We start from the raw sequence: 20311 nt of genomic DNA on the forward strand, positions 1-20311 counted from the left end.
AGGCGGTGGTCGCCGTCCTTGATCAGCGTGAACACCACCTCCTCGCCCTTGATCGCCTGGGCCAGTTCCAGGGCATGTCGCCAGGGGACGTCGGGGTCGGCGCCGCCCTGCAGGATGCGCACCGGGACCGCGATGGGCACGGGCTCGGCGGTGAGGATCGACCAGCGGGCGCCGTCCTCGAGCAGGGTCCTGGTGATCGGATAGGGATCGCCGTACTCGGACGGGCGCAGCCAGACGCCGTCGGCCGCCAGCGCCGCGCGGCCCTCGGGCGGGATCTGCGGCGCCATCAGCTTCTCAGTGAAGTCCGGCGCCGGGGCCACCAGCACCATGGCCGTGACGCGCTCCGGACGCGCCATCGCCGTCAGGCAAGCGATCCAGCCCCCCATGGAGGAGCCGACCAGCACCGCGGGGCCCTCCACCAGCTCGTCCAGCACCGCCAGCGCGTCCTCCCGCCAGCGGGTAATCGTCCCCTTGGTCCGGAAATCGCCGCTCGACTCGCCGTGGCCCAGGTAGTCGAAGCGGAAGTACGCGCGCCCGGAGGCGCTCGCCCAATCCGCCAGCGCCTGCGCCTTGGTCCCGGCCATATCGGAGCGGAATCCGCCCAGCCAGACGACCGGCGGGCCCGCGCCGTCGACGCCTCGCCAGGCGATCTGCTCGCCGTCGGGGCGATCAAGTTTTCCGGCGCGCTCGCTCATCGGCCGACTGATAGCGCGAGGCGGCCTTTACGCCACCCCGTTTCGGGGTATGCAGAGGGTGTGGCGCTTCCTTCGAACTTCACCCTACTGCAGGTTGTCCCGGAGCTGGAAACCGGCGGCGCCGAGCAGACCACCATCGACGTCGCCCGCGCGGTGATCGCCGCCGGCGGCAAGGCGCTGGTGGCTACCCGCGGCGGGCGGATGGCCGCGCGGCTGGAGGCCGACGGCGGGCGCCTCGCCCAGATGCCGGTGCAATCGAAGAACCCGCTGGTGATGTTGGGCAACGCCGCACGCCTGGTTGACCTGATCCGCAACGAGAACGTCAGCCTGGTCCACGCCCGCTCCCGCGCCCCCGCCTTCTCGGCGCTGTGGGCCGCGCAGACCACCAAGACGCCCTTCGTGGCGACCTACCACGGGGTCTACAAGGCCTCCTCGGGCCTCAAGCGCTGGTACAACGCCGTGATGACCCGCGGCGACCTGGTGATCGCCAACTCCGACTACACCCGCGAGCATGTGCTGGGCGAACACCCGGTGGACCCTGGCAAGGTCGTGACCATCCCGCGCGGGATCGACCTCGACCGCTTCAATCCCTCCTGGGTAACGCCCGAGCGGGTAGAGGCGCTGCGCGAGGCCTGGGGGATCGCACCGGCGGACCGGCGCACCCGCTTGCTGCTGGCCGGACGGCTCACCCGCCTCAAAGGGCACCTGACCATCATCGAGGCGGCGGCGCGGATGAAGGCCCAGGGCCGCGACGACTTCCTGATCATCTTCGCCGGCGACGACCAGGGCCGCACCGGCTACGGCGAGGAGCTGGAGAAAGCGATCGCCGAGGCGGGCCTCGTCGAGCAGATCCGTATCGTCGGCCACTGCGACGACATGCCGGCCGCCTACCTCCTGGCCGACGTCGCGATCCTGCCCACCACGGTGCCGGAGTCCTTCGGCCGCGCGGCCGTCGAGCCGCAAGCCATGGGCCGCCCGGTGATCGCCTCGAACCACGGCGGCACCACCGAGACGGTCGCCGATGGGACCTCAGGCTGGCTGGTTCCGCCCGGCGATCCGGACGCCTGGGCGGCGGCGATGGTCCGCGCCATCGACCTTGGCCCCGGCAAGCGCGCCGAGATGGGCCAAGCGGGCATGAACCGCACCCGCCAGCTCTATCGCGTCGACGCCATGTGCGCGGCGACCCTGGCGGCCTACGAACGCGTGCTGGAGGCCCGTCTGTTGCCGAAAGAGGGGGCCTGATGGCTCGCCGCACGATCGAAAAGATCCTGGTGGTCAAGCTTTCAGCGCTGGGCGACTTCGTCCTGGCGCTGGCGGCGATGAAGAAGATCCGCCAAGCCCATCCAAAGGCCCACATCAGCCTCCTGACCACGCCGCCGTTCGAGGGGCTGGCCAAGGCCTCGCCCTACTTCAACGCGGTGTTCACCGACGGTCGCCCGGAGGGATTCCCGCAGTGGATGGCCCTGCGCAAGCGGCTGCGGGCGGCAGCCTACAGCCGGGTCTACGACCTGCAGACCTCGGCTCACTCCAACCGCATCTTCCAGCTCCTTCGGCCGCATCCGCCGGCCTGGTCGGGGGTCGCCTTCGGGTGTTCGCTGCCGCACAAAAACCCGCTGCGCAACCAGATGCACACCCTGGAGCGCCAGGCCGACCAGCTGATGTACGCCGGCATCTGGCCCGATGCGCTGACCGCGCCTGGGACCGCGCCGCCGCCCGACCTCTCCTGGGTGCTGGCCACCGCGCCCGGCGAGCGTCCGCCCGCCGGCGGGGTCAAGCCCAAGCCCTATGTGATGTTCGTGCCCGGCGGCTCGGCGCATCGTCCGGAGAAGCGCTGGCCGGTGGAGAAGTACGGCGAGCTGGCCCGCATCCTCTATGCCCGCGGCCTCGACGTCGTGATCATCGGCGGACCGCAGGAGACCGCGCTCGCCCAGGCGATGCAGCGCCAGGTGCCGCGCGCGCGCGATCTCACCAACCGCACCGACTTCGCGCGCATCGCCGTGCTCGGGGCCAAGGCGGCGCTGGCCATCGGCAACGACACCGGCCCGTTGCACCTGGCCGCCGCGGCCGGGGCGCCGACGGTGGTGCTGTTCTCCGGCGTCTCGGACCCGGCGCTCTCGGCGCCGCGCGGCAAGGTCGCGGTCCTGCAGGCGCAGAAGCTCTCGGAGCTGGCTGTGGCCAAAGTGGCGCAGGCGGCCGCCGCTCTGCTGCCCGCCGGCGTCCGCGCGCCTTGATAGCGCGAGGACGCCAAATCATATACTGTCGCAGATGACCGGGGCGCGTTCGCGCGCCCCGGCAGCTATGTTGAAACAATCCTAGGAGCCTCGCCTATTCGCCGCCCCATGCAGGCGCCCCCCGTCAAGGACGGGCCGCGCATAAATGATGAAATCCGCGTCCCCAAGGTTCTGCTCATCGACCAGCACGGCGAGAAGCAGGGTGTGATGCCGACCTCCTCCGCCCTCGAGGCCGCCGAAGAGGCGGGCCTCGATCTGGTGGAGATCGTCCCCAACGCGGATCCGCCCGTTTGCAAGATCCTGGACTACGGCAAGTTCAAGTTCCAGGAGCAGAAGAAGAAGAACGAGGCGCGCAAGCGGCAAAAGGTGCAGGAGATCAAAGAGATCAAACTGCGGCCCAACATCGACATCCACGACTATGAAGTGAAGCAGCGCTCGATGAACCGCTTCTTCGAAGAAGGCGACAAGGTGAAGGTCACCCTGCGCTTCCGCGGTCGTGAACTGGCCCACCCCGAGCTCGGCATGAAGCTGCTGCAACGGGTCCGCGCGGACTTCGAGCCGATCGCCAAGTGCGAGTACGAGCCGCGCATGGAAGGCCGCCAGATGATCATGATCCTGGCGCCGCGCTAGGGTCCTTTCCAGCGAGCGCTGTGGCTCTGGGCCAACTCTGAGCCGCGATCGGTCCAACGCGAGCCGGTGAGCCTTGCCGCTGAGGACGGTGGGGCTTACCACCCCGCGCATGTCCGACACCGCGCCGCGGGAGGCGTCGACGCCGTCCCGGTGGGCTGCGCCGTCGCTGATCGCCGTCATCTTCATCAACATGCTGGGCTTCGGGATCATCGTCCCGTTGCTGCCCTTCTATGCCAAGTCGATGCACGCGGCGCCCTGGCAGATCGCGCTGATCTTCTCGGCCTACGCCATGGGCGGCTTCTTCGGCGAGCCGTTCTGGGGCCGGCTGTCGGACCGCTACGGGCGAAAGCCGCTGTTGATCTCGACCATCGCCGGCAACTGCCTCTGCTATCTGGCGCTGGCGTTCGCGCCCAATGTGCTGGCGGCCTTCGTCATCCGCTTCCTGGGCGGCCTGGCCAGCGGCAACGGGGCGGTGATCCAGGGCTACATCGCCGACGTCACCCCGCCGGAGCGCCGCGCGCGGATGCTGTCTCGGCAGGGTGCGGCCTGGAACGTCGGCATGATCGTGGGCCCCGCGGTCGGCGGCGTCTTCGCCCATCCTGACATGGGGCCGATCGGCTTTCGGATCCCACTGTTCATCGCCTCGGCGCTGTCCGCGGTGGCGGTGACCGGCATCATCCTCTTCATCCGCGAGAGCAAGGTGCGCGACCAGTCCATCAGCCACCGGCCGAGCCGCTGGTCGGCGGTGGGCGAGGCGGTGCGCCATCCGGTGATCGGGCGGCTGATGCTGCTGACCTTCCTGGTGGGCTTCGCCTTCACAGGCATCGAATCGACCTTCGGCCTCTGGGGCCAGGCGCGCTTCGGCTGGGGCCCCAGGCAGATCAGCATCTGCTTCGCCGCCGTTGGCCTGGTGGCGGCGCTCACCCAGTTCTTCGTCACAGGCCCGCTCTCCGAACGCTTCGGCGAGGGCCGGATGCTGGCGATCGGCATGGCGGTGAACGCCCTGGGATCGGTCCTGCAGCCGTTCTCGACAGGCCTTGTCATGACCACGGCCCTGATGTGCGTCACCGCCGTCGGCCAATCGGTGGCCTGGCCCAACGTCGGCGCGCTCATCTCGCGCACCGCCGACCCGCATCGCCAGGGCCAGATCCTGGGCCTGAACAACGCCGCCGGCGCCTTCGCCCGCTTCGTCGGCCCGCTCTCCGCCGGGCTGACCTTCGCCGCGATCAGCGTCGACGCGCCTTTCATCCAGGGCGCCCTGATCGTCGCGCCGGCCATCCTGCTCGCGCTCAGCGCCGCGCGGCGCGCGCCGCCGCGCACCGTGCAGGGGCACGAGCTGTGAGCGCAGCCGAACACCACGTGACCCCCGTGGAGGAGCGCCGCTCGCTGATCGTCCTGTTGACGGTCATCTTCCTGATGATCGCGGGCTTCGGCCTGGTGATCCCGCTGCTGCCGTTCTTCGCCAAGGCGTTCGACGCGCCGGCCTGGCAGGTCACCCTGCTGTTCTCGGCCTTCTCCTTCGGCCAGTTCCTCGGCGAGCCGTTCTGGGGGCGGCTGTCGGACCGGATCGGGCGCAAGCCCGTGCTGATCATCACCATCACCGCCGTGGCGCTGAGCTATGCGGCGCTCGCCTTCGCGCCCAACATCCTGGCCGCCTTCGTCATCCGGTTCCTGACCGGGATCTTCGCCGGCAACATCTCCACCCTGCAGGGCGCGATGGCGGACATCACGCCGCCGGAGCGGCGGGCCGGCCGCATGGGGATCATGGGCGCGGCGTTCAGCGCGGGCTTCACCACGGGCCCCGCGATCGGCGGCCTGCTCGCCCAGCCGAGCCGCGGCGCCCTGGGGTTCCAGTTGCCACTGCTGGTGGCGGCGGGCTTCGCCCTCGCCTCTGCGGTCGCGGTGGTGGTCTTCGTGCGGGAGAGCCGGCCCGAGCCCTCCAGCCACCGTCCGCACCGGCCGCGGATCGAGGGCCTGAGGGAGGCCTGGGGCCACGCCGTGATCAGCCGGATCCTGATGATCAGCTTCATCGTCGTGGTGGGCTTCGCCGGCATCGAGGCGACCTACGGCCTCTGGACCCAGGCGCGGTTCGGCTGGGGCCCGCGGCAGATCGGGCTCGCCTTCATGGTGATCGGGATCCTGGGCGCCTTCTGCCAGGGCTGGCTGTCCGGCCGGCTCGTGCGCCGCTACGGCGAGCCCAGGACCCTGACCGGCGGCCTGGTGTTCATGGGCCTGGGCCTCGTCACCCAGGGACTGTCGCCGGTCTGGCCGGTCGCCATGCTGGGCTTCGCGTTCGTCTGCATCGGCCAGTCGATCTGCTTCCCGAACCTGACGGCCCTGATCTCGCGGGCCTCGCCGCCTGACCGGCAAGGCGAGATGCTGGGCCTGAACATGAGCGGCATGGCGCTCGCCCGCATCGGCGGCCCGGTGCTGGCGGGCGAGCTCTTCTCGGTCGTCGCCCCCGGCGCGCCCTTCGCCATGGCGGCCCTGCTGATCCTGCCGGGGCTCTACTTCGCCGGGCAGGTCCGGCGGCGCGTGTCGAGGTCGGCCTGAGCACCTATATGCCGGGCATGCCCGATCAGCCCGCCCTCACACTCTACGGATTCTGGCGCTCGATGGCCGCCTATCGGGTCCGCGTCGCCCTGGCCCTGAAGGGTCTGGCCGCCGAGGAGATCGCCCTCGACCTCGACGCCGGCGACCAGTTCGCGCCGGACTTCCTGGCGCTGAACCCGGAAGGCGCGGTTCCGGCCCTGGTCGGGCCGGGCCGCCCGCCGCTCACCCAGTCGATGGCCATCCTGGAATACCTGGAGGAGCGCTATCCCGACCCGCCGCTACTGCCCGCCGACCTCTACGGACGGGCCCGTGTGCGGTCACTCGCGGCCCTGATCGTCAGCGACACCCACCCGCTGATCGTGCCCCGCGTGCGGGAATACCTTGCCGAGACGGCCGGCTTCGACGAGGCGGCGCTCAACGCCTGGAGGGCCCACTGGGTGGGCCGCGGCCTGACCGCCATGGAAGCGCGCCTGGCCGGCTCGCCGGAGACGGGCGTCTTCTGCCACGGCGACGCGGTGACCTTCGCCGACATCTGCCTGGGCAACCTCGGCGTGGCGGCCCACACCGTGGGCTTCGACCTGGGCCAGGTTCCCACGGTCGCGCGCATCATCGCGACGTGCCGGGAGATCGATGCGTTCGCCAAGGCGCACCCGATGCGCCAGCGCGGCGCTCCGCCGGCCGCCGCTTGAATGTCGCCGAGCGCCGCCTTGCTTTTCGCCGCTCTTTCCCCTACTAACCCGCCCCTTCGGAGCCGCCTGGCCCATGGCATGCCAGGGCGGCTCATCAATACGCCAGAGGACGGGGCTTCGGCTCCGCAGAGAAATGCCGAAACTGAAGACGAAGTCGGGCGCCAAGAAGCGCTTCAAAATCACTGCGACTGGGAAAATCAAAGCGGGCGTCGCCGGCAAGCGCCACCGCCTGCTTTCCCACAATGCCAAGTACATCCGTCAGAACCGTGGAACGAAGGTGATGAGCGCGTCCGACGCGAAGATCATCAAGATCTTCCTCCCCTACGGCCTCTCTTAAGGAACTCTGACAGATGGCTCGCGTCAAAAGGGGCGTTACCGCCCACGCCAAGCACAAGAAGGTTCTCGAGCAGGCCAAGGGCTTCTACGGGCGCCGCAAGAACACCATCCGCACGGCCAAGGCCGCGGTGGACAAGGCCGGCCAGTACGCCTACCGCGACCGCAAGGTCCGCAAGCGCAGTTTCCGCTCGCTGTGGATCCAGCGGATCAACGCCGCGGCGCGCCTGGAAGGCATGACCTACGCCCGATTTATCCACGGCCTTGATCGGGCCGGGATCGAAATGGACCGCAAGGTCCTCGCGGACATCGCGGGCAACGATCCGAGCGCCTTCAAGGCCATCGCCGACAAGGTTCGCGCCGCGCTGGCTTAGATCGCCTGGAGCTCTGGCTCCTGATGCAATCCAAAGCCCTTCGGCCGAACCGCCGGAGGGCTTTTTGCTGCCCTCTTCTCCCCACGAAGACCGCAGGGTAGGACACCCGCCATATGACCGATCTGACCACACTCGAGGCCGACTTGGCCGCAGCCGTGACGGCTGCGCCCGACGTGGCCGCCCTGGAGGCCCTGCGCGTCGCCGCGTTGGGCAAGTCCGGGTCGATTTCCGAGCTGCTCAAGACCCTGGGGGCCATGAGCCCGGACGAGCGCCGTGAGCGGGGACCGGCGATCAACGGCCTGCGCGACCGGATCGCCGCCGCCATCGCGGGGCGCAAGGCGGCGCTCGAGGCCGTTGAACTGGACGTCAAGCTCGCCGCCGAGCGGGTCGACCTGACGCTGTCGCCGCCGCCCGAGCGCCAAGGCCGGGTACACCCGACCATGCAGGTGCTGGACGAGATGATCGCCATCTTCGCCGAGATGGGCTTCGGCCTGGCGGAAGGCCCCGACATCGAGGACGACTTCCACAACTTCACCGCCCTGAACTTCCCGCCGAAGCACCCGGCGCGCGAGATGCACGACACCTTCTGGCTGCCGGAGGACGAACGCGGCGAGCGCAAGGTGCTGCGCACCCACACCAGCCCCGTGCAGGTGCGCGTCATGCAGCGGCTGAACGAGAAGCTGCCCGCCTGGGTCGCCAACGGCCCCCCTGGCAATGGCGAGCCGCCGATCCGCGTCATCGTGCCGGGCCGCACCTACCGCTCGGATAGCGACGCCACCCACACGCCCATGTTCCACCAGATGGAGGGCTTGGTCATCGACCGCGCCATCCACATGGGCCACCTGAAGTGGACGCTGGAGACCTTCATCGCGCGCTATTTCGAGACGCCGCTGGTGGAGACCCGCTTCCGGCCGCACCACTTCCCGTTCACCGAGCCCAGCGCCGAAATGGACGTGCGCTGCGACCGTTCGGGCGGTGAAGTCCGCATCGGCCAGGGCGACGACTGGATGGAGATCGTCGGCTGCGGGATGGTGCATCCCAATGTGCTGAAGAACGTCGGCCTCGACCCGGACCAGTGGCAGGGCTTCGCCTTCGGCTTCGGCATCGACCGGCTGGGGGCCCTGAAGTATGGCATGCCGGACCTGCGCGACATGTTCGCCAGCGACGCCCGCTGGCTGGAGCACTACGGCTTCTCGGCCTTCGCCGCGCCCAATCCCGCCACCGGCCTGAGCTGAGGGAGGACGAACCATGAAGTTCACCCTCTCCTGGCTGAAGGAGCATCTCGACACCACGGCTACGGTCGATGAGGTGGTCGAGGCGATGGTCATGGCCGGCCTCGAGGTCGAGCACGTGGAGAACCCAGCGGCGAAGCTGGCGCAGTTCACGGTCGCCAAGGTCGTCGAGGCCGTGCAGCACCCCAACGCCGACCGCCTGCGGGTCTGCCAAGTGGACACCGTGGACGGCCGCAAGGAGATCGTCTGCGGCGCGTCCAACGCGCGGGCCGGGCTGACCACCATCTACGCCCCCATCGGCGCCTTCGTGCCCGGTTCCGGCATCACGCTGGAGGCGCGGCCAGTGCGCGGCGTGGTCTCCAACGGCATGCTCTGCTCGGCGGCGGAGCTGGAGACCGCCAGCGAGAGCGAGGGCATCGTCGAGCTGCCGGACACGCTGGCGGTGGGCGTCAGCGCGGCCGAAGCCTTCGGCCTGGAGGCGGTGATCGACTTCGAAGTCACTCCCAACCGGCCCGACTGGCTGGGCGTCGTGGGCATCGCCCGCGATCTCGCCGCAGCGGGCCTCGGCAAGCTGAAGGACCCGAGCGTGGCCCCGGTCCCGGGCAAGTTCCCTGAGACCCTGGAGATCCGCGTCGACGGCGACGCCTGCCCGGTGTTCGCCGGCCGGCTGATCCGCGGCGTGAAGAACGGCCCATCGCCGGCCTGGCTGCAGCGCAAGCTGATCGCCGTCGGGCTCAGGCCCATCAGCGCGCTGGTCGATATCACCAACCTGATGTCCTACGACCGCTGCCGGCCGCTGCACGTCTATGATGCAGCCAAGCTCGCCGGCGGCTTCATCGAGGCACGACTTGGCCGCGACGGCGAGAAGCTGGAGGCCCTGGACGGCAAGACCTACGAGATCACGCCCGAGGTCTGCGTGATCGCCGACGGCTCCGGCGCGATCGGCCTCGGTGGCGTCATGGGCGGCGAGTCGACCAAGGTCAGCGAGACCACCACCGACGTCTTCGTGGAGAGCGCCTACTTCGACCCGATCCGCACGGCGCAGACCGGACGGTCGCTCGGCATCACCTCCGACGCCCAATACCGCTTCGCCCGGGGCGTCGACACCGGCTTCGTGGTTCCGGGCCTGGAGATGGCGACGCGGCTGATCCTCGACATCTGCGGCGGCGAGCCCTCCGAGGTCCGGGTCGCGGGCCAGATCCCCGCGCCACCGGCCGCCATCGCGTTCGACCGCGCCTATGTGAAGAAGCTCGCGGGGCTCAACGTCGAAGGGGCGCGGATCGACAAGATCCTCACCGACCTCGGCTTTGAGGTGCGCGGCGAGATGGTCACCCCGCCCACCTGGCGCCGCGACGTCCAGGGCAAGGCCGACCTGGTCGAGGAGGTGGCCCGCATCGAAGGCTTCGCCTCCCTGCCGAGCGAGCCGCTGCCGGAGATGCCGCGCGCCGTGGGCGGCGTGCTCACCGTGCGCCAGACCCGCATGCGCAACGCCCGGCGCGCGCTCGCCGCCCGCGGCTATGCCGAGGCCGTCACCTGGAGCTTCATGCGCACCGACTGGGCCAGGCTGTTCGGCGGCGGCGACGAGAAGCTGCGGCTGACCAACCCGATCGCCTCGGACCTCGACTGCATGCGCCCCTCTATCCTGCCGAACCTGATCGACGCAGCGGCCCGCAACGCCCGCCGGGGTTTCGAGGACGCCGCCTTCTTTGAGGTCGGCCCGACCTTCAAGGGCGACGAGCCGGCCGACCAGCTGACCGTCGTTGCAGCCCTGATCGCGCCGCATCCGCCCAGGCGCTGGGACGGCGCGCAGGAGGATCCGCTGTTCGCGCTGAAGGCCGACCTGATGGCGCTGCTGGACGAGATGGGCGCCCCGCCCCTGCAGGTGATGCAGGGCCAGGCCTCGCCCTGGTGGCATCCCGGCCGCTCGGCGCGCCTGCAGCTCGGGCCGAAGAACGTCGTCGCCGAGTTCGGCGAACTGCATCCGCGCGTGCTGAAGGACATGGACGCCGAGGGGCCGATACTGGCCTTCGAGCTCGACCTGGGCGCCATCCCGGAGCCCAAGAGGAAGCCGACCAAGACCAAGCCCGCGCTGGCGCTCTCGGCCCTGATGCCGCTTAGCCGCGACTTCGCCTTCCTGGTGGCTTCCGACACGCCGGCCGGCGAACTGGTCCGGCCGATCCTCGGCGCCGACAAGGGGCTGATCGCCGACGCGCGCGTCTTCGACGTCTATCAGGGCAAGGGCGTGCCGGAGGGCCAGAAGTCGCTGGCCGTCGAGGTCACCATCCAGCCGACCGAGAAGACCCTGACCGACGCCGAGATCGAGGCGCTGTCGGCCAGGATCGTAGCAGCGGCGGAAAAAGCGGTGGGCGCGAAGCTCAGGAGCTGAGTTCGGTCCGCCGCGGCCGGAGCGCTCGCGCCCAGACCTTCAAGGGGTGGGCGTACTGTCCAAGCGCGCCCTCGCCAAGGTCCTCGCGCACGCCGAGCGGCACGGCGCAGGGACCTGGCTGGTAATAGGTGCCGAACGCCCGGTCCCAGACCGAGAACACGGTCGCGAAGTTGTGGCCGGAGCCCTCCACGTCACGCGCGTGATGCCAGCGGTGCATGACGGGCGAGTTGATAACCCAGCCGACCTTGCCCAGCGTCCAGGGCAGGTCCGCATGGACGAAATAGCCGTAGTAGTGGCGGACCAGCGCGTTGGCCGCCAAGGCCCAGACCGGCAGGCCGAGCGCGCTCAGCAGCACCATGTCCATGAGCGATCCGGCCCGGTCGATGGGATGCATCCGCTCCAGGCTGAACCATGTGAGCCGCGTGTCGCTATGATGGACGGCGTGCGCGGGCCAGAGCCAGCGGCTGTGTTGCGCGCGGTGGCGCCAATAGCCGAAGAAGTCCCCCAGTACGATCGCCGCCGCCGCCGTCGGCCAGCGCCCGATCCGGGCCCAGAGCGGCGCCGTGTCGAGCTGCAGGCCGCGCGTGGCGAGGCCGCCGACCACCGCGGCCATGCCGATGGCCAGCACCGGTCCCACCGCCAGGGCGTCCACCGCCACCATCACCGCGTTGATCTTCGTCTCGCCGGCCGCGGCCCGGGCGTCGGCGAGCGCGCGCCGGCCCTTGGTCAGCCAGGCGAGCGCCGCGAACGCCAGGGCGCAGACCGCCAGCGGCCACAGCACCGCGGCCAACGGCTGGGCGAGCCGGCCCATGGTCTCTGTCAGTTGCGACGCCATCGGCGCTCCCAGGTCCGCGCCCTTGCGGCGCAGGCGCAGGATGCGGCGGCTGGCCGAATCTTCGATTAATGCCCGGCGCGGATTTTCAGGGGAGTTCGCCCGCCACCCGCTCGAGGCCGGCCACCATGCGCTGCCAGCCGTAGCCCGCGCCCTGGAAGAAGGGCTCGTCCTGCGGCCGGAAGCCCGCCTGCTCCATACGCACCTGCGTGCCGCCCTCGGTTGGGGTCAGGGTCCATGTGACGATGCTCCTGATGCCGTCAGCGGCCTGCTCGCCGGACGCGTTCCAGCTGTAGACCAGGCGCGAGGGCGGCTCGACGGCGAGCACCTCGCAGTCGGTGACGCCGTTCCAGCCGCCCTGCGGCGTGGCGCGGAAGTTGAACCTGTGACCGACGACGGGCTGGAAGTCGTTCTGCATCAGCCACGCGCCGACCAGCTCGGCCTGGGTGAGCGCGCGCCAGATCTTCTCCGGCGGATGCGGCATCAGCCGCTCGACGATGACGGAACGGGAGGCGGGAATTTCGTTCATGGGCGCGCCCTCAATGGAACCTGGCTTCGATCTCGGAGAAGAAGGCTTTGGACAGGCGTGCGAAATCGCCCGCGCTGAGCCTGACCTCGTCTCCGAACCTGTTTCCCGGCACCGGCTTGGCCGGCTCGTATTTTAGTCAAGCAGCCCGCGGTCCCCGCGACAATCCTCGCTTAACGGGCCCCTGTCAGACTGGCCGCTCACCAGGGAGCGTCCACCTTGACGGCGACCACGTCCGCGGCCGCATCCCGACCGGCAGGCCGGCTCCGGCCGGGGGCGATGCTGATCGCCCTCGTCGGCGTGGCGGTCGTGGCGATCGGCATCGAACGGACCTGGCTGGCACACGTCCAACCGCTCTGGTTCGACGAGGCCTGGACGCTCTCGGTGGCGACCACGCCGGATTGGAAGAGCTTCGTCGGCGAGGCCTACAACGACGTCAACGCGCCGCTCTACTACGCGCTGATGCGGCTCTGGACGATGGCCGCGGGCGCCTCGGACTTCGCCCTGCGGCTGCCGGGGCTGCTGGCCGTGATCGCCGCGGGCCTGATCCCGTTGGCCAGCCGCATCAAGGGCCTGTCGCTGGAGGCCCGGCTGACCTGGGGCGTCGCGATCTTCGGCTGGTGGGGCGTCGGGCTGTTCCTGAACGGCCGCTGCTATGGCCCTCTGCTGGCGCTCTCCGTCCTGCAGGCCATCGCCTTCGCACGGCTATTGGAGCGGCCCAGCCAGCGTGACGCCTGGCTCTGGTGCGCCCTCGCCGCCGCGGCCGTCCTGACCCAATACATGGCCGCGATCCCCGCCGCGGCCCAGGGCCTGGTCTATCTCGCGGCGTGCCGGAAGCAGGCCTTCAGGACCTGGCCCGCCCTGCTCGCCTTCGCACCCATGCTGGGCTGGATGGCGTTCCACGCGCCGAGGCTGCGGGCGTTCTCAGGCGCCGACGTCGCCTGGCACCCGCTGGTGACGCCCGCCACGGCGCTGCAGTTCACCGCCTTCACCGTCAATCCGTCGACCCCGCTCGGGCTGGCTTTAGCCGCCCTGCTGATCGCCGCCACCCTGCTGATGGCGCCTCGCTCGCCGCCGCAGGCGAAGGACGAGCCGGACCCTGCGACCCACCTGTGGCTGGTCGTCGGCGCGGCGGTCGCGGGCCTAGTCCTGATGCTGCTCTTCGGGGCGCTGCGGCCCAGCCTCACCGGCCGCTACCTGACCCCGCTCGCGCCCGGCCTGCTGCTGGGTCTCGTGCTCTGCGCCCGACGCTCGGCCCATCCGCGCCTCGCCTATGGGGCGCTGATGGCGCTCTACCTTGGCGTAGCCCTTTGGCCCCGTTCGTTCATCGCCGGGCTGCATGAGGGCGCGCCCTACGGCTACGAACAGGCCTCCGCGACGCTGATGCGGCACGGGGTCACCCGCGTGGCCTTCCTCTGGGACCATGAGGCCACGCGGATCGAGGCGCCGGCCTCGCTTCAGCGGGCGGGCGGGGTCTTCTTCCGCCGCGCGGGCGATCCCGTCGCCGTCACGCCGGTGGTCACCCGGCCGGACCAGGACGCGAACCCGCTGGCCCTGACGGCAGCGACCGGCCCGCACCCGGGGATCATCTGGATCTACAACCGCCGCGGCGCGACCTCGGCCCGCAGCTTCCCGCCGCGCATCCAGGCGCTCTATCCTCGCTGGACCTGCGAACAGGTCGGCGACGGCGAGATCGGCAACCTCGCCTGCTGGCGCGCGCCCTGAATTCTCGACGTCCGCCGCGGCGCCGGGTGGATTCCGCATGACTCCTGAATTCGCAAACGGCTTTGTCCGGGTGGGAGAACAGCTAAGTTGGCGGACATGCAGGACACCGCCACGCCCCACGCGCCCCGTCGCAAACCCACCCTCGAACGGGGTCTGGAGCTCTGGCTCTTCCGCGCCCGCTGGCTGATGGCGCCCTTCTATGTGGGGCTGGTCGTGGCGCTGGGCGGGCTGCTGGTGGTGTTCGTCAACGAGGCGATCCACGAACTTTCGGGACTCGCCGGCATGAAGCCCGAGGGCGCGATCCTGATGGCCCTGTCGTTGATCGACCTGTCGCTGGCCGGCAACCTGCTGCTGATCGTGATCTTTTCAGGCTACGAGAACTTCGTCTCGAAGATCGACACCGGCGATGACGAGGACCGTCCCAGCTGGATGGGCACGGTCGACTTCTCCGGGCTGAAGATGAAGCTGATCGCCTCCATCGTGGCCATCAGCGCCATCGCCCTTCTGAAGGCGTTCATGCGGCTGGCGGAAGGCGAGGCGATCAACGAGCGGCTGCTGGCCTGGCTGGTCGGCATCCACCTCACCTTCGTGGTCTCCGGCGTCCTGCTGGCGGTCATGGACCTGGTGGCGAGCAAGGCGGACAAGCACTGAGCCGCCGCCGGCAGCGACCTAGAAGGGGATGATGCTGCGCCGCCGGGTGTAGGCCAGGTAGCCGATGTTGGCGCCCAGGCGGAAGCCGACGCCGGCCCGGATCGGGGCCAGCACGATGTCGCCGGCCTTCTGGTAGTTCACGCCCAGGCCGCCGATGAAATAGGCCGAACCCTCGACACCCGGGAACCGCTGGAAGATGTCGCGCGGGTCGTCGAGCCGGTAGCAGAGGGTGAAGACCCGGCTGGCGTTGCCGCCGAAGTCCCAGCCGATCGAGGGGCCCTGCCAGAACACCTCCACCGGCTCGCGGCCCTTCATGTACATCAGGCCGCGGCCATAGCGCGCGCCGATGGCGATCGCGCCCGAGCCCTCCTCGCCGGCGATATAGGCGGTGGGGCGGCCGTTGCTCTGGAAGACGCGCTCCACCGCGCCCCCGGCGGACTCGGCGGTGACGCCCATGAAGTCGGAGACGGAGTTGACGATCTCGTCGCGCGAATAGGTCTCGGCCTTGGGCGGACGCCCGTCGTTCGGCGGCGAGCCGGTGGGCCCGCCCGTCGGATAGCTCGGCGTCGAGTTGGGCGGCGGCGGCGCTTCCACCGGATCGTCGCGTAGTTGCGGACCGTCATCGCGCGGCCGGGCCGGCGGCAGCTGGCTGGGTTGAGCGTTAGCAAGGCCCGCGCCGCCCAGGGTCACGAGGCCCGAAACGATCAGGGTACGGCGGTCCATAGGCAAAATTCCTCCAGCTTCTCGAAACTCCAGCCCGCCCGAGCTTCTTGATGGATTGTGTCGCCTTAACGCCCGATTAACCGTGTTGCGGTTCCGACACCCTCATGAGGCCGGCGCGAAACGCCGCATGCCTCGCACCCGCGACGGAATGTGCTAGACGCAGCCGCCATGACGACCCCGCTCAGCCACATCCGCAACTTCGCCATCGTGGCGCACATCGACCACGGCAAATCGACGCTGTCCGACCGGCTGATCCAGGAGACCGGCGCGCTGACCCAGCGCGAGATGACCGAGCAGGTGCTCGACAACATGGAGATCGAGCGCGAGCGCGGGATCACCATCAAGGCCCAGACGGTGCGCCTCAACTACAAGGCCGACGACGGCGAGACCTATGTCCTGAACCTGATGGACACCCCCGGCCACGTGGACTTCGCCTATGAGGTCTCGCGCAGCCTCGCCGCCTGCGAGGGCTCGATCCTGGTGGTGGACGCCAGCCAGGGCGTCGAAGCCCAGACGCTGGCCAACGTCTACCAGGCCATCGACAACAACCACGAGATCGTACCGGTGCTGAACAAGATCGACCTGCCGGCCGCCGAGCCCGAGCGGGTGCGCCAGCAGATCGAGGATGTCATCGGCCTGGACGCCTCGGACGCCGTCCTCACCTCCGCCAAGACCGGGGTCGGCATCCATGAACTGCTGGAAGCCATCGTCCACCGCCTGCCCGCGCCGAAGGGCGATGCCACAGCGCCGCTGAAGGCGCTGCTGGTCGACGCCTGGTACGACGCCTACCTGGGCGTGGTCGTGCTGGTCCGCGTCATCGACGGGACGCTCAAGTCCGGCCAGCGCGTGAAGATGATGCAGCAGGGCTCGACGCACCTGATCGACCGCATCGGCGTCTTCAACCCCAAGCGCACCGAGGTGGAAAGCCTCGGTCCCGGCGAGATCGGCTTCATCACCGCCCAGATCAAGGAAGTCGCCCAGGCCGCGGTCGGCGACACCATCACCGACGAGAAGCGCCCGGCCGCCGCCGCCCTGCCCGGCTTCCGCGACGTGCAGCCGGTGGTGTTCTGCGGCCTTTTCCCGGTGGACGCGGCCGACTTCGAGGACCTGCGCGCCGCGATCGGGCGCCTGCGCCTGAACGACGCCTCGTTCAGCTACGAGATGGAGACCTCCGCGGCGCTGGGCTTCGGCTTCCGCTGCGGGTTCCTGGGGCTGCTGCACCTGGAGATCATCCAGGAGCGGCTTTCCCGCGAGTTCGACCTCGACCTGATCGCGACGGCGCCGAGCGTGATCTACAAGATCACGCTCACCGACGGCTCGGAGGTCGAGCTGCACAACCCCGCCGACATGCCCGACCCGGTGAAGATCGCCACCATCGCCGAGCCCTGGATCAAGGCCACCATCCTGACCCCGGATGAGTACCTGGGCTCGGTCATCAAGCTCTGCCAGGACCGCAGAGGCGCCCAGCGCGAGCTCTCCTACGTCGGCTCCCGCGCTCTCGTCGTCTATGACCTGCCGCTGAACGAGGTGGTGTTCGACTTCTACGACCGGCTGAAGAGCGTCTCCAAGGGCTACGCCTCCTTCGACTACCAGATCGAGGACTACCGGGTCGGCAACCTGGTGAAGATGACCATCCTGGTGAATTCCGAGCCGGTCGACGCGCTCTCCATGCTGGTCCACGCCGACCGCGCCGAGGCCCGCGGCCGCGGCATGGTCGAGAAGATGAAGGAGCTGATCAGCCCGCACATGTTCCAGATTCCGATCCAGGCGGCTATCGGCGGCCGGATCATCGCGCGCGAGACGGTCCGGGCGCTGCGCAAGGACGTCACCGCCAAGTGCTACGGCGGCGACATGAGCCGCAAGCGCAAGCTGCTGGACAAGCAGAAGGCCGGCAAGAAGCGCATGCGCCAGTTCGGTAAGGTGGAGATCCCGCAGGAAGCCTTCATCGCCGCCCTGAAGATGGACGCGGACTAGGGGCGGGAGAGGCCGCTCAGAGCTGGTTGAACTCGCCGCAGCGGCACTTCACGACCAGGTCGGACAGCATGGCGCGGTCCTTGGCGGTGAAGATCAGGTCGTCACAGGCCCCGCAGACGAAGCGGATGGAGTCGGCGTCCTGCGGCGCGGCGGTGGGCGGAACGACGGTGCGGCGTCCCACGAACAGGCCGGGGAAGGTGCGCATGGGGACCGACAGCATCCACGGAACTCCTCAAGTGACCACCGACAAGGCCCGGCGGCTTCGCATCTGCAAACCCTTGTCGCGCATTTTTGTTGCGGCGCAATGGCAGAGATCGGTGAATAACGCTCTTTCCCTTATCCCGTAAGGGAATTGCACTGCACCAAGCCGTCAGCGCCCGGAGGGCGGCACCCGCCTCCAGAGCACCACCACATAGGCGAACACCGCCAGGTAGGCGGCGGCGAACACCCAGATCGGCAGTGGCCAATAGATGACGCCGTTCACCCACCGCATGATCAGCGGCGGCTCGGCGCGTGCGCCGGTCAGCTGGTCCTGCCACAGCGTCAGGAAGCAGGCCCGGCCAAGGACGGCCTGCAGCGCCACCACCGCCATCGAGGCCAGGTGCAGCGCCCGCCACCAGCGGACCCGCACCCAGGCCCAGCCCCGCCACGCCCCCAGCGGAATGGCGACCAGGCCGAAGACGTTGAAGGCGATGATCGCCAGATGGGCCGCAAGCACCGTCTGGGCGAGGGCTGGATTCATCCGGCGAGCTTAGGCGTCCTCGCGAATTAAGGAACATGCGCGGCGGGAACGTCATTGCCATCCTCGATGCGCTTCCTCTGCGACGAGATGCTGGCGAGGCTGGCCCGGCTGCTCAGAGCGGCGGGCTATGACACCTATCTGGCGCGGGGCGGTCAGGCCGACGACGACCTGCTGCGGATCGCCCGGGCCGAGGACCGGATCCTGCTCACCCGGGACCGGCGGCTGGCCGAGCGCGCTTGGCCGGCCTCGCTGCTGGTCGGCGGCCGCGGCGCGACGGCGGAGGCGCAGGACCTGGCCGCGGCGCTGCCGATCGACTGGACGCACGCCCCCTTCACCCGCTGCGTCATGGACAACACCCTGCTGGACGACGCCGGGCTGCAGGACGTCGCACGGATGCCGCCGCAGGCCCGGGTCCTGCCGGGGCCGTTCCGGGTCTGCCCGGCATGCGGCCGGCTCTACTGGCCGGGCAGCCATGTGCGGCGGATGAGCAACCGGCTTCAGGCGCTCGCCCAAATCCTGCCGCAACCTTGACTATCAAGCGATCGCCCGGCATCGGGCATCTGCGAAAAAAGGGGAAGCCATGCGCAAACTGATCGTGTTCGCCGCCGCCGCTGCGGCGCTGTGGGTTTCGGGCTGCAACACCGTCTCGGGCCTTGGTCGCGACATGCAGGCGGCGGGCCAGGCGGTCTCCGGCACGGCCGAGGACGTCAAGCGCTAGAGTCGGAACGCGGGCGGTGGGGCGCGGGTTCGGAAGCCTGTACGGCAACCCGAACCCGAGGCTCCCCCATGAGCACCTCCAAGCATTCCCAGTCCGGCCACACGCCCACCACCCTGCCGCGCGACGACCTCGAGGATAATCCCGGCATCGGGACCTCACGCGGGACCACCATCGCCGGCGAGGACCCGCACATCCTGACCGACGAGGGGACCAACACCGAGGAAGGCGATGTCGGCAACGACACCGACGCCACCGGCGCGCCGACCCCGCTGGAACGTCATCGGACCAACAAGTAGCGCGCTTCGTGAGCCCGGCCCAAAACAGGGCGCCCGGTCGGGAAAAATTGCCTTTTTGGCTGCGACCTAAGCGCTGCAGCCCTTACGTTTTCAGGGCCGAAGGAGCATATGCCGCGCATGGCTGAAATCGCTCATCCGCTGCTTCCGTCCGTCTTCCGCGGTCTGAAGGGCCGTTGCCCTGCGTGCGGCGAGGGCAAGCTGTTCTGGAAATATCTCAAGGTCTCCGCCCGCTGCGAAAAGTGCGACCACGACCTGGCGCGCTATCCGGCGGACGACGGTCCGGCCTATCTGACCATCCTGGTGGTCGGCCACCTGATCGTGGCCCCGCTGCTGTTCTTCCCGATCGTGTGGCAGTCCTCGCCGGCCTATTCCCTGCCACTGATCCTGATCCCGCTGGCGGTGCTGACGCTGGCGCTGCTGCCGCGCATCAAGGGCGGCTGGATCGGGCTGATGTACGCCCTGGGCGTGAAGGACACCGACGCCCGCTTCCACACCGCCGACGCCGCCGACTAGCGGCCGCGCGCCCGCGCGCTCCGGAACCTGTGCTTTACCCCGCCCGTTTGGCCCGGCGGAGTTGGGGGGCATGGCTGAAGGAGAGAGACGCCCATGGGCTTAGGCACCATACTCATCATCATCCTGATCCTGTTGCTGATCGGGGCCCTCCCGAGCTGGGGATACAGCCGCAGCTGGGGCTATTTCCCGAGCGGCGGCCTTGGCCTGGTGCTCGTGATCATCATCATCCTGGTCCTGATGGGTCGGATATAGGCCTGAGGCCTCTGGCCTGAACGCACAAATCACCTAGCATCCCTCCGGTTCGCGCCGGGGGGATGCATGGCTGTTTCAGAGGTTGAGGTCGGGACCCCGACGGGCGCGACGCAGATGTCGGCCTTCGCCCGCATCAAGGCCATCCTCGGCGGGTCGGCCGGCAACCTCGTCGAATGGTACGACTGGTTCGCCTACACCTCGACCAGCCTCTATTTCGCCAAGCACTTCTTCCCGCA

At 69.4% G+C, this 20311-nt stretch carries 25 protein-coding genes; 19 read left to right on the plus strand and 6 right to left on the minus strand.

The genetic code is table 11. The annotated features are described in order from the left end of the window. The coding region (locus JWP28_RS09460; protein WP_299542382.1) for an alpha/beta hydrolase at positions 1 to 695 on the minus strand (695 nt) is incomplete at its 3' end. 60 nt (positions 696 to 755) lie between these two features. Between JWP28_RS09460 and JWP28_RS09465 the strand changes: the two genes are divergently transcribed. From JWP28_RS09465 to pheT, 10 genes are all read left to right on the plus strand, one after another. Next, positions 756 to 1937, plus strand: coding sequence for a glycosyltransferase family 4 protein (locus tag JWP28_RS09465; RefSeq protein ID WP_299542384.1), 1182 nt, complete (start codon positions 756 to 758; stop codon positions 1935 to 1937). After that, a complete protein-coding gene (locus tag JWP28_RS09470; protein WP_299542386.1) occupies positions 1937 to 2926 on the plus strand; it encodes a glycosyltransferase family 9 protein in 990 nt (329 codons plus the stop codon). The genes JWP28_RS09465 and JWP28_RS09470 overlap by 1 nt, the downstream gene beginning before the upstream one ends. A 108-nt stretch (positions 2927 to 3034) precedes the next feature. Next, the gene (gene infC / locus JWP28_RS09475) at positions 3035 to 3556 is read left to right on the plus strand and encodes a translation initiation factor IF-3 (RefSeq protein WP_293368662.1); all 522 of its coding nucleotides are present in this window, start codon (positions 3035 to 3037) and stop codon (positions 3554 to 3556) included. Between the two features lie 109 nt (positions 3557 to 3665). Then, complete coding sequence (locus tag JWP28_RS09480) at positions 3666 to 4898, plus strand: MFS transporter (RefSeq protein ID WP_299542388.1); 1233 nt, start codon at positions 3666 to 3668, stop codon at positions 4896 to 4898. Beyond that, a complete protein-coding gene (locus JWP28_RS09485; RefSeq protein ID WP_299542390.1) occupies positions 4895 to 6109 on the plus strand; it encodes an MFS transporter in 1215 nt (404 codons plus the stop codon). Before JWP28_RS09480 ends, JWP28_RS09485 begins: the two co-directional genes overlap by 4 nt. A 17-nt stretch (positions 6110 to 6126) precedes the next feature. Further along, positions 6127 to 6798 (plus strand): maleylacetoacetate isomerase, encoded by a 672-nt coding sequence (maiA, locus tag JWP28_RS09490; RefSeq protein ID WP_299542392.1) that lies wholly within the window; start codon positions 6127 to 6129, stop codon positions 6796 to 6798. A 133-nt stretch (positions 6799 to 6931) separates the two neighbouring features. Further along, complete coding sequence (gene rpmI, locus JWP28_RS09495) at positions 6932 to 7135, plus strand: 50S ribosomal protein L35 (RefSeq protein ID WP_299542394.1); 204 nt, start codon at positions 6932 to 6934, stop codon at positions 7133 to 7135. Positions 7136 to 7148: 13 nt separating this feature from the next. Beyond that, positions 7149 to 7505: a 50S ribosomal protein L20 gene (rplT, locus tag JWP28_RS09500; protein WP_299542396.1), complete on the plus strand. Its 357-nt coding sequence runs from the start codon at positions 7149 to 7151 to the stop codon at positions 7503 to 7505. 113 nt (positions 7506 to 7618) lie between these two features. Then, positions 7619 to 8740, plus strand: coding sequence for a phenylalanine--tRNA ligase subunit alpha (pheS, locus tag JWP28_RS09505; protein ID WP_299542398.1), 1122 nt, complete (start codon positions 7619 to 7621; stop codon positions 8738 to 8740). Between the two features lie 13 nt (positions 8741 to 8753). Continuing rightward, complete coding sequence (gene pheT, locus JWP28_RS09510) at positions 8754 to 11123, plus strand: phenylalanine--tRNA ligase subunit beta (RefSeq protein ID WP_299542400.1); 2370 nt, start codon at positions 8754 to 8756, stop codon at positions 11121 to 11123. On the opposite strand, the gene JWP28_RS09515 is transcribed toward pheT, so the two are convergent. Next, positions 11113 to 11958, minus strand: coding sequence for a sterol desaturase family protein (locus tag JWP28_RS09515; protein WP_299542402.1), 846 nt, complete (start codon positions 11956 to 11958; stop codon positions 11113 to 11115). The genes pheT and JWP28_RS09515 overlap by 11 nt on opposite strands. A gap of 85 nt (positions 11959 to 12043) precedes the next feature. Then, a complete protein-coding gene (locus JWP28_RS09520; RefSeq protein ID WP_299542404.1) occupies positions 12044 to 12484 on the minus strand; it encodes an SRPBCC domain-containing protein in 441 nt (146 codons plus the stop codon). A gap of 276 nt (positions 12485 to 12760) precedes the next feature. On the opposite strand from JWP28_RS09520, the gene JWP28_RS09525 reads away from it, so the two are divergent. Both JWP28_RS09525 and JWP28_RS09530 read left to right on the plus strand, forming a co-directional pair. Next, positions 12761 to 14206 (plus strand): hypothetical protein, encoded by a 1446-nt coding sequence (locus JWP28_RS09525; RefSeq protein ID WP_299542407.1) that lies wholly within the window; start codon positions 12761 to 12763, stop codon positions 14204 to 14206. A gap of 96 nt (positions 14207 to 14302) precedes the next feature. Continuing rightward, positions 14303 to 14857 (plus strand): TIGR00645 family protein, encoded by a 555-nt coding sequence (locus tag JWP28_RS09530; protein ID WP_299542428.1) that lies wholly within the window; start codon positions 14303 to 14305, stop codon positions 14855 to 14857. 18 nt (positions 14858 to 14875) lie between these two features. Here the strand turns inward: JWP28_RS09530 and JWP28_RS09535 are convergent, their stop codons facing one another. After that, entirely contained in the window at positions 14876 to 15580 is a 705-nt protein-coding gene (locus JWP28_RS09535; protein ID WP_299542409.1) for a DUF1134 domain-containing protein, read from the minus strand. A gap of 168 nt (positions 15581 to 15748) precedes the next feature. Between JWP28_RS09535 and lepA the strand changes: the two genes are divergently transcribed. Further along, a complete protein-coding gene (gene lepA / locus JWP28_RS09540) occupies positions 15749 to 17554 on the plus strand; it encodes a translation elongation factor 4 (RefSeq protein ID WP_299542411.1) in 1806 nt (601 codons plus the stop codon). A gap of 16 nt (positions 17555 to 17570) precedes the next feature. Here lepA and JWP28_RS09545 read toward each other — a convergent pair whose 3' ends face one another. Both JWP28_RS09545 and JWP28_RS09550 read right to left on the minus strand, forming a co-directional pair. Continuing rightward, positions 17571 to 17774 carry a hypothetical protein gene (locus tag JWP28_RS09545; RefSeq protein ID WP_299542412.1) on the minus strand — a complete coding sequence of 68 codons (204 nt, stop codon included), beginning with the start codon at positions 17772 to 17774 and terminating at the stop codon, positions 17571 to 17573. A 150-nt stretch (positions 17775 to 17924) separates the two neighbouring features. After that, entirely contained in the window at positions 17925 to 18296 is a 372-nt protein-coding gene (locus JWP28_RS09550) for a DUF2784 domain-containing protein (protein WP_299542414.1), read from the minus strand. 66 nt (positions 18297 to 18362) lie between these two features. Between JWP28_RS09550 and JWP28_RS09555 the strand changes: the two genes are divergently transcribed. From JWP28_RS09555 to JWP28_RS09580, 6 genes are all read left to right on the plus strand, one after another. Continuing rightward, positions 18363 to 18827, plus strand: coding sequence for a DUF5615 family PIN-like protein (locus JWP28_RS09555; RefSeq protein WP_299542416.1), 465 nt, complete (start codon positions 18363 to 18365; stop codon positions 18825 to 18827). A 49-nt stretch (positions 18828 to 18876) separates the two neighbouring features. Then, positions 18877 to 19014: an entericidin A/B family lipoprotein gene (locus JWP28_RS09560; protein ID WP_299542418.1), complete on the plus strand. Its 138-nt coding sequence runs from the start codon at positions 18877 to 18879 to the stop codon at positions 19012 to 19014. A gap of 68 nt (positions 19015 to 19082) precedes the next feature. Then, on the plus strand, positions 19083 to 19310 hold the full coding sequence (locus JWP28_RS09565; protein ID WP_299542420.1) for a hypothetical protein: 228 nt from the start codon (positions 19083 to 19085) through the stop codon (positions 19308 to 19310). 117 nt (positions 19311 to 19427) lie between these two features. Further along, positions 19428 to 19823, plus strand: a complete 396-nt coding sequence (locus tag JWP28_RS09570; RefSeq protein ID WP_366143798.1) for a DUF983 domain-containing protein — start codon at positions 19428 to 19430, stop codon at positions 19821 to 19823. A 93-nt stretch (positions 19824 to 19916) separates the two neighbouring features. Continuing rightward, entirely contained in the window at positions 19917 to 20075 is a 159-nt protein-coding gene (locus tag JWP28_RS09575; RefSeq protein WP_111456227.1) for a DUF3309 family protein, read from the plus strand. A gap of 114 nt (positions 20076 to 20189) precedes the next feature. Continuing rightward, positions 20190 to 20311 (plus strand): hypothetical protein (locus JWP28_RS09580; RefSeq protein ID WP_299542430.1); only part of this gene is annotated, 122 nt, incomplete at its 3' end.

This window comes from Phenylobacterium sp., from assembly GCF_028290885.1.
GTDB lineage: Bacteria > Pseudomonadota > Alphaproteobacteria > Caulobacterales > Caulobacteraceae > Phenylobacterium.

Excerpts from the sequence above, each read along its gene's own strand:
- infC (WP_293368662.1), top strand. The coding sequence starts at position 3,035 with ATGCAGGCGCCCCCCGTCAAGGACGGGCCGCGCATAAATGATGAAATC.
- pheS (WP_299542398.1), top strand. The coding sequence starts at position 7,619 with ATGACCGATCTGACCACACTCGAGGCCGACTTGGCCGCAGCCGTGACG.
- JWP28_RS09545 (WP_299542412.1), bottom strand. The coding sequence starts at position 17,774 with ATGCTGTCGGTCCCCATGCGCACCTTCCCCGGCCTGTTCGTGGGACGC.
- JWP28_RS09570 (WP_366143798.1), top strand. The coding sequence starts at position 19,428 with ATGGCTGAAATCGCTCATCCGCTGCTTCCGTCCGTCTTCCGCGGTCTG.
- JWP28_RS09520 (WP_299542404.1), bottom strand. The coding sequence starts at position 12,484 with ATGAACGAAATTCCCGCCTCCCGTTCCGTCATCGTCGAGCGGCTGATG.
- rpmI (WP_299542394.1), top strand. The coding sequence starts at position 6,932 with ATGCCGAAACTGAAGACGAAGTCGGGCGCCAAGAAGCGCTTCAAAATC.
- JWP28_RS09525 (WP_299542407.1), top strand. The coding sequence starts at position 12,761 with ATGCTGATCGCCCTCGTCGGCGTGGCGGTCGTGGCGATCGGCATCGAA.
- JWP28_RS09575 (WP_111456227.1), top strand. The coding sequence starts at position 19,917 with ATGGGCTTAGGCACCATACTCATCATCATCCTGATCCTGTTGCTGATC.
- JWP28_RS09515 (WP_299542402.1), bottom strand. The coding sequence starts at position 11,958 with ATGGCGTCGCAACTGACAGAGACCATGGGCCGGCTCGCCCAGCCGTTG.
- pheT (WP_299542400.1), top strand. The coding sequence starts at position 8,754 with ATGAAGTTCACCCTCTCCTGGCTGAAGGAGCATCTCGACACCACGGCT.
- JWP28_RS09530 (WP_299542428.1), top strand. The coding sequence starts at position 14,303 with ATGCAGGACACCGCCACGCCCCACGCGCCCCGTCGCAAACCCACCCTC.
- JWP28_RS09550 (WP_299542414.1), bottom strand. The coding sequence starts at position 18,296 with ATGAATCCAGCCCTCGCCCAGACGGTGCTTGCGGCCCATCTGGCGATC.
- lepA (WP_299542411.1), top strand. The coding sequence starts at position 15,749 with ATGACGACCCCGCTCAGCCACATCCGCAACTTCGCCATCGTGGCGCAC.
- JWP28_RS09565 (WP_299542420.1), top strand. The coding sequence starts at position 19,083 with ATGAGCACCTCCAAGCATTCCCAGTCCGGCCACACGCCCACCACCCTG.
- JWP28_RS09535 (WP_299542409.1), bottom strand. The coding sequence starts at position 15,580 with ATGGACCGCCGTACCCTGATCGTTTCGGGCCTCGTGACCCTGGGCGGC.
- JWP28_RS09480 (WP_299542388.1), top strand. The coding sequence starts at position 3,666 with ATGTCCGACACCGCGCCGCGGGAGGCGTCGACGCCGTCCCGGTGGGCT.
- JWP28_RS09560 (WP_299542418.1), top strand. The coding sequence starts at position 18,877 with ATGCGCAAACTGATCGTGTTCGCCGCCGCCGCTGCGGCGCTGTGGGTT.
- JWP28_RS09555 (WP_299542416.1), top strand. The coding sequence starts at position 18,363 with ATGCGCTTCCTCTGCGACGAGATGCTGGCGAGGCTGGCCCGGCTGCTC.
- JWP28_RS09470 (WP_299542386.1), top strand. The coding sequence starts at position 1,937 with ATGGCTCGCCGCACGATCGAAAAGATCCTGGTGGTCAAGCTTTCAGCG.
- rplT (WP_299542396.1), top strand. The coding sequence starts at position 7,149 with ATGGCTCGCGTCAAAAGGGGCGTTACCGCCCACGCCAAGCACAAGAAG.
- maiA (WP_299542392.1), top strand. The coding sequence starts at position 6,127 with ATGCCCGATCAGCCCGCCCTCACACTCTACGGATTCTGGCGCTCGATG.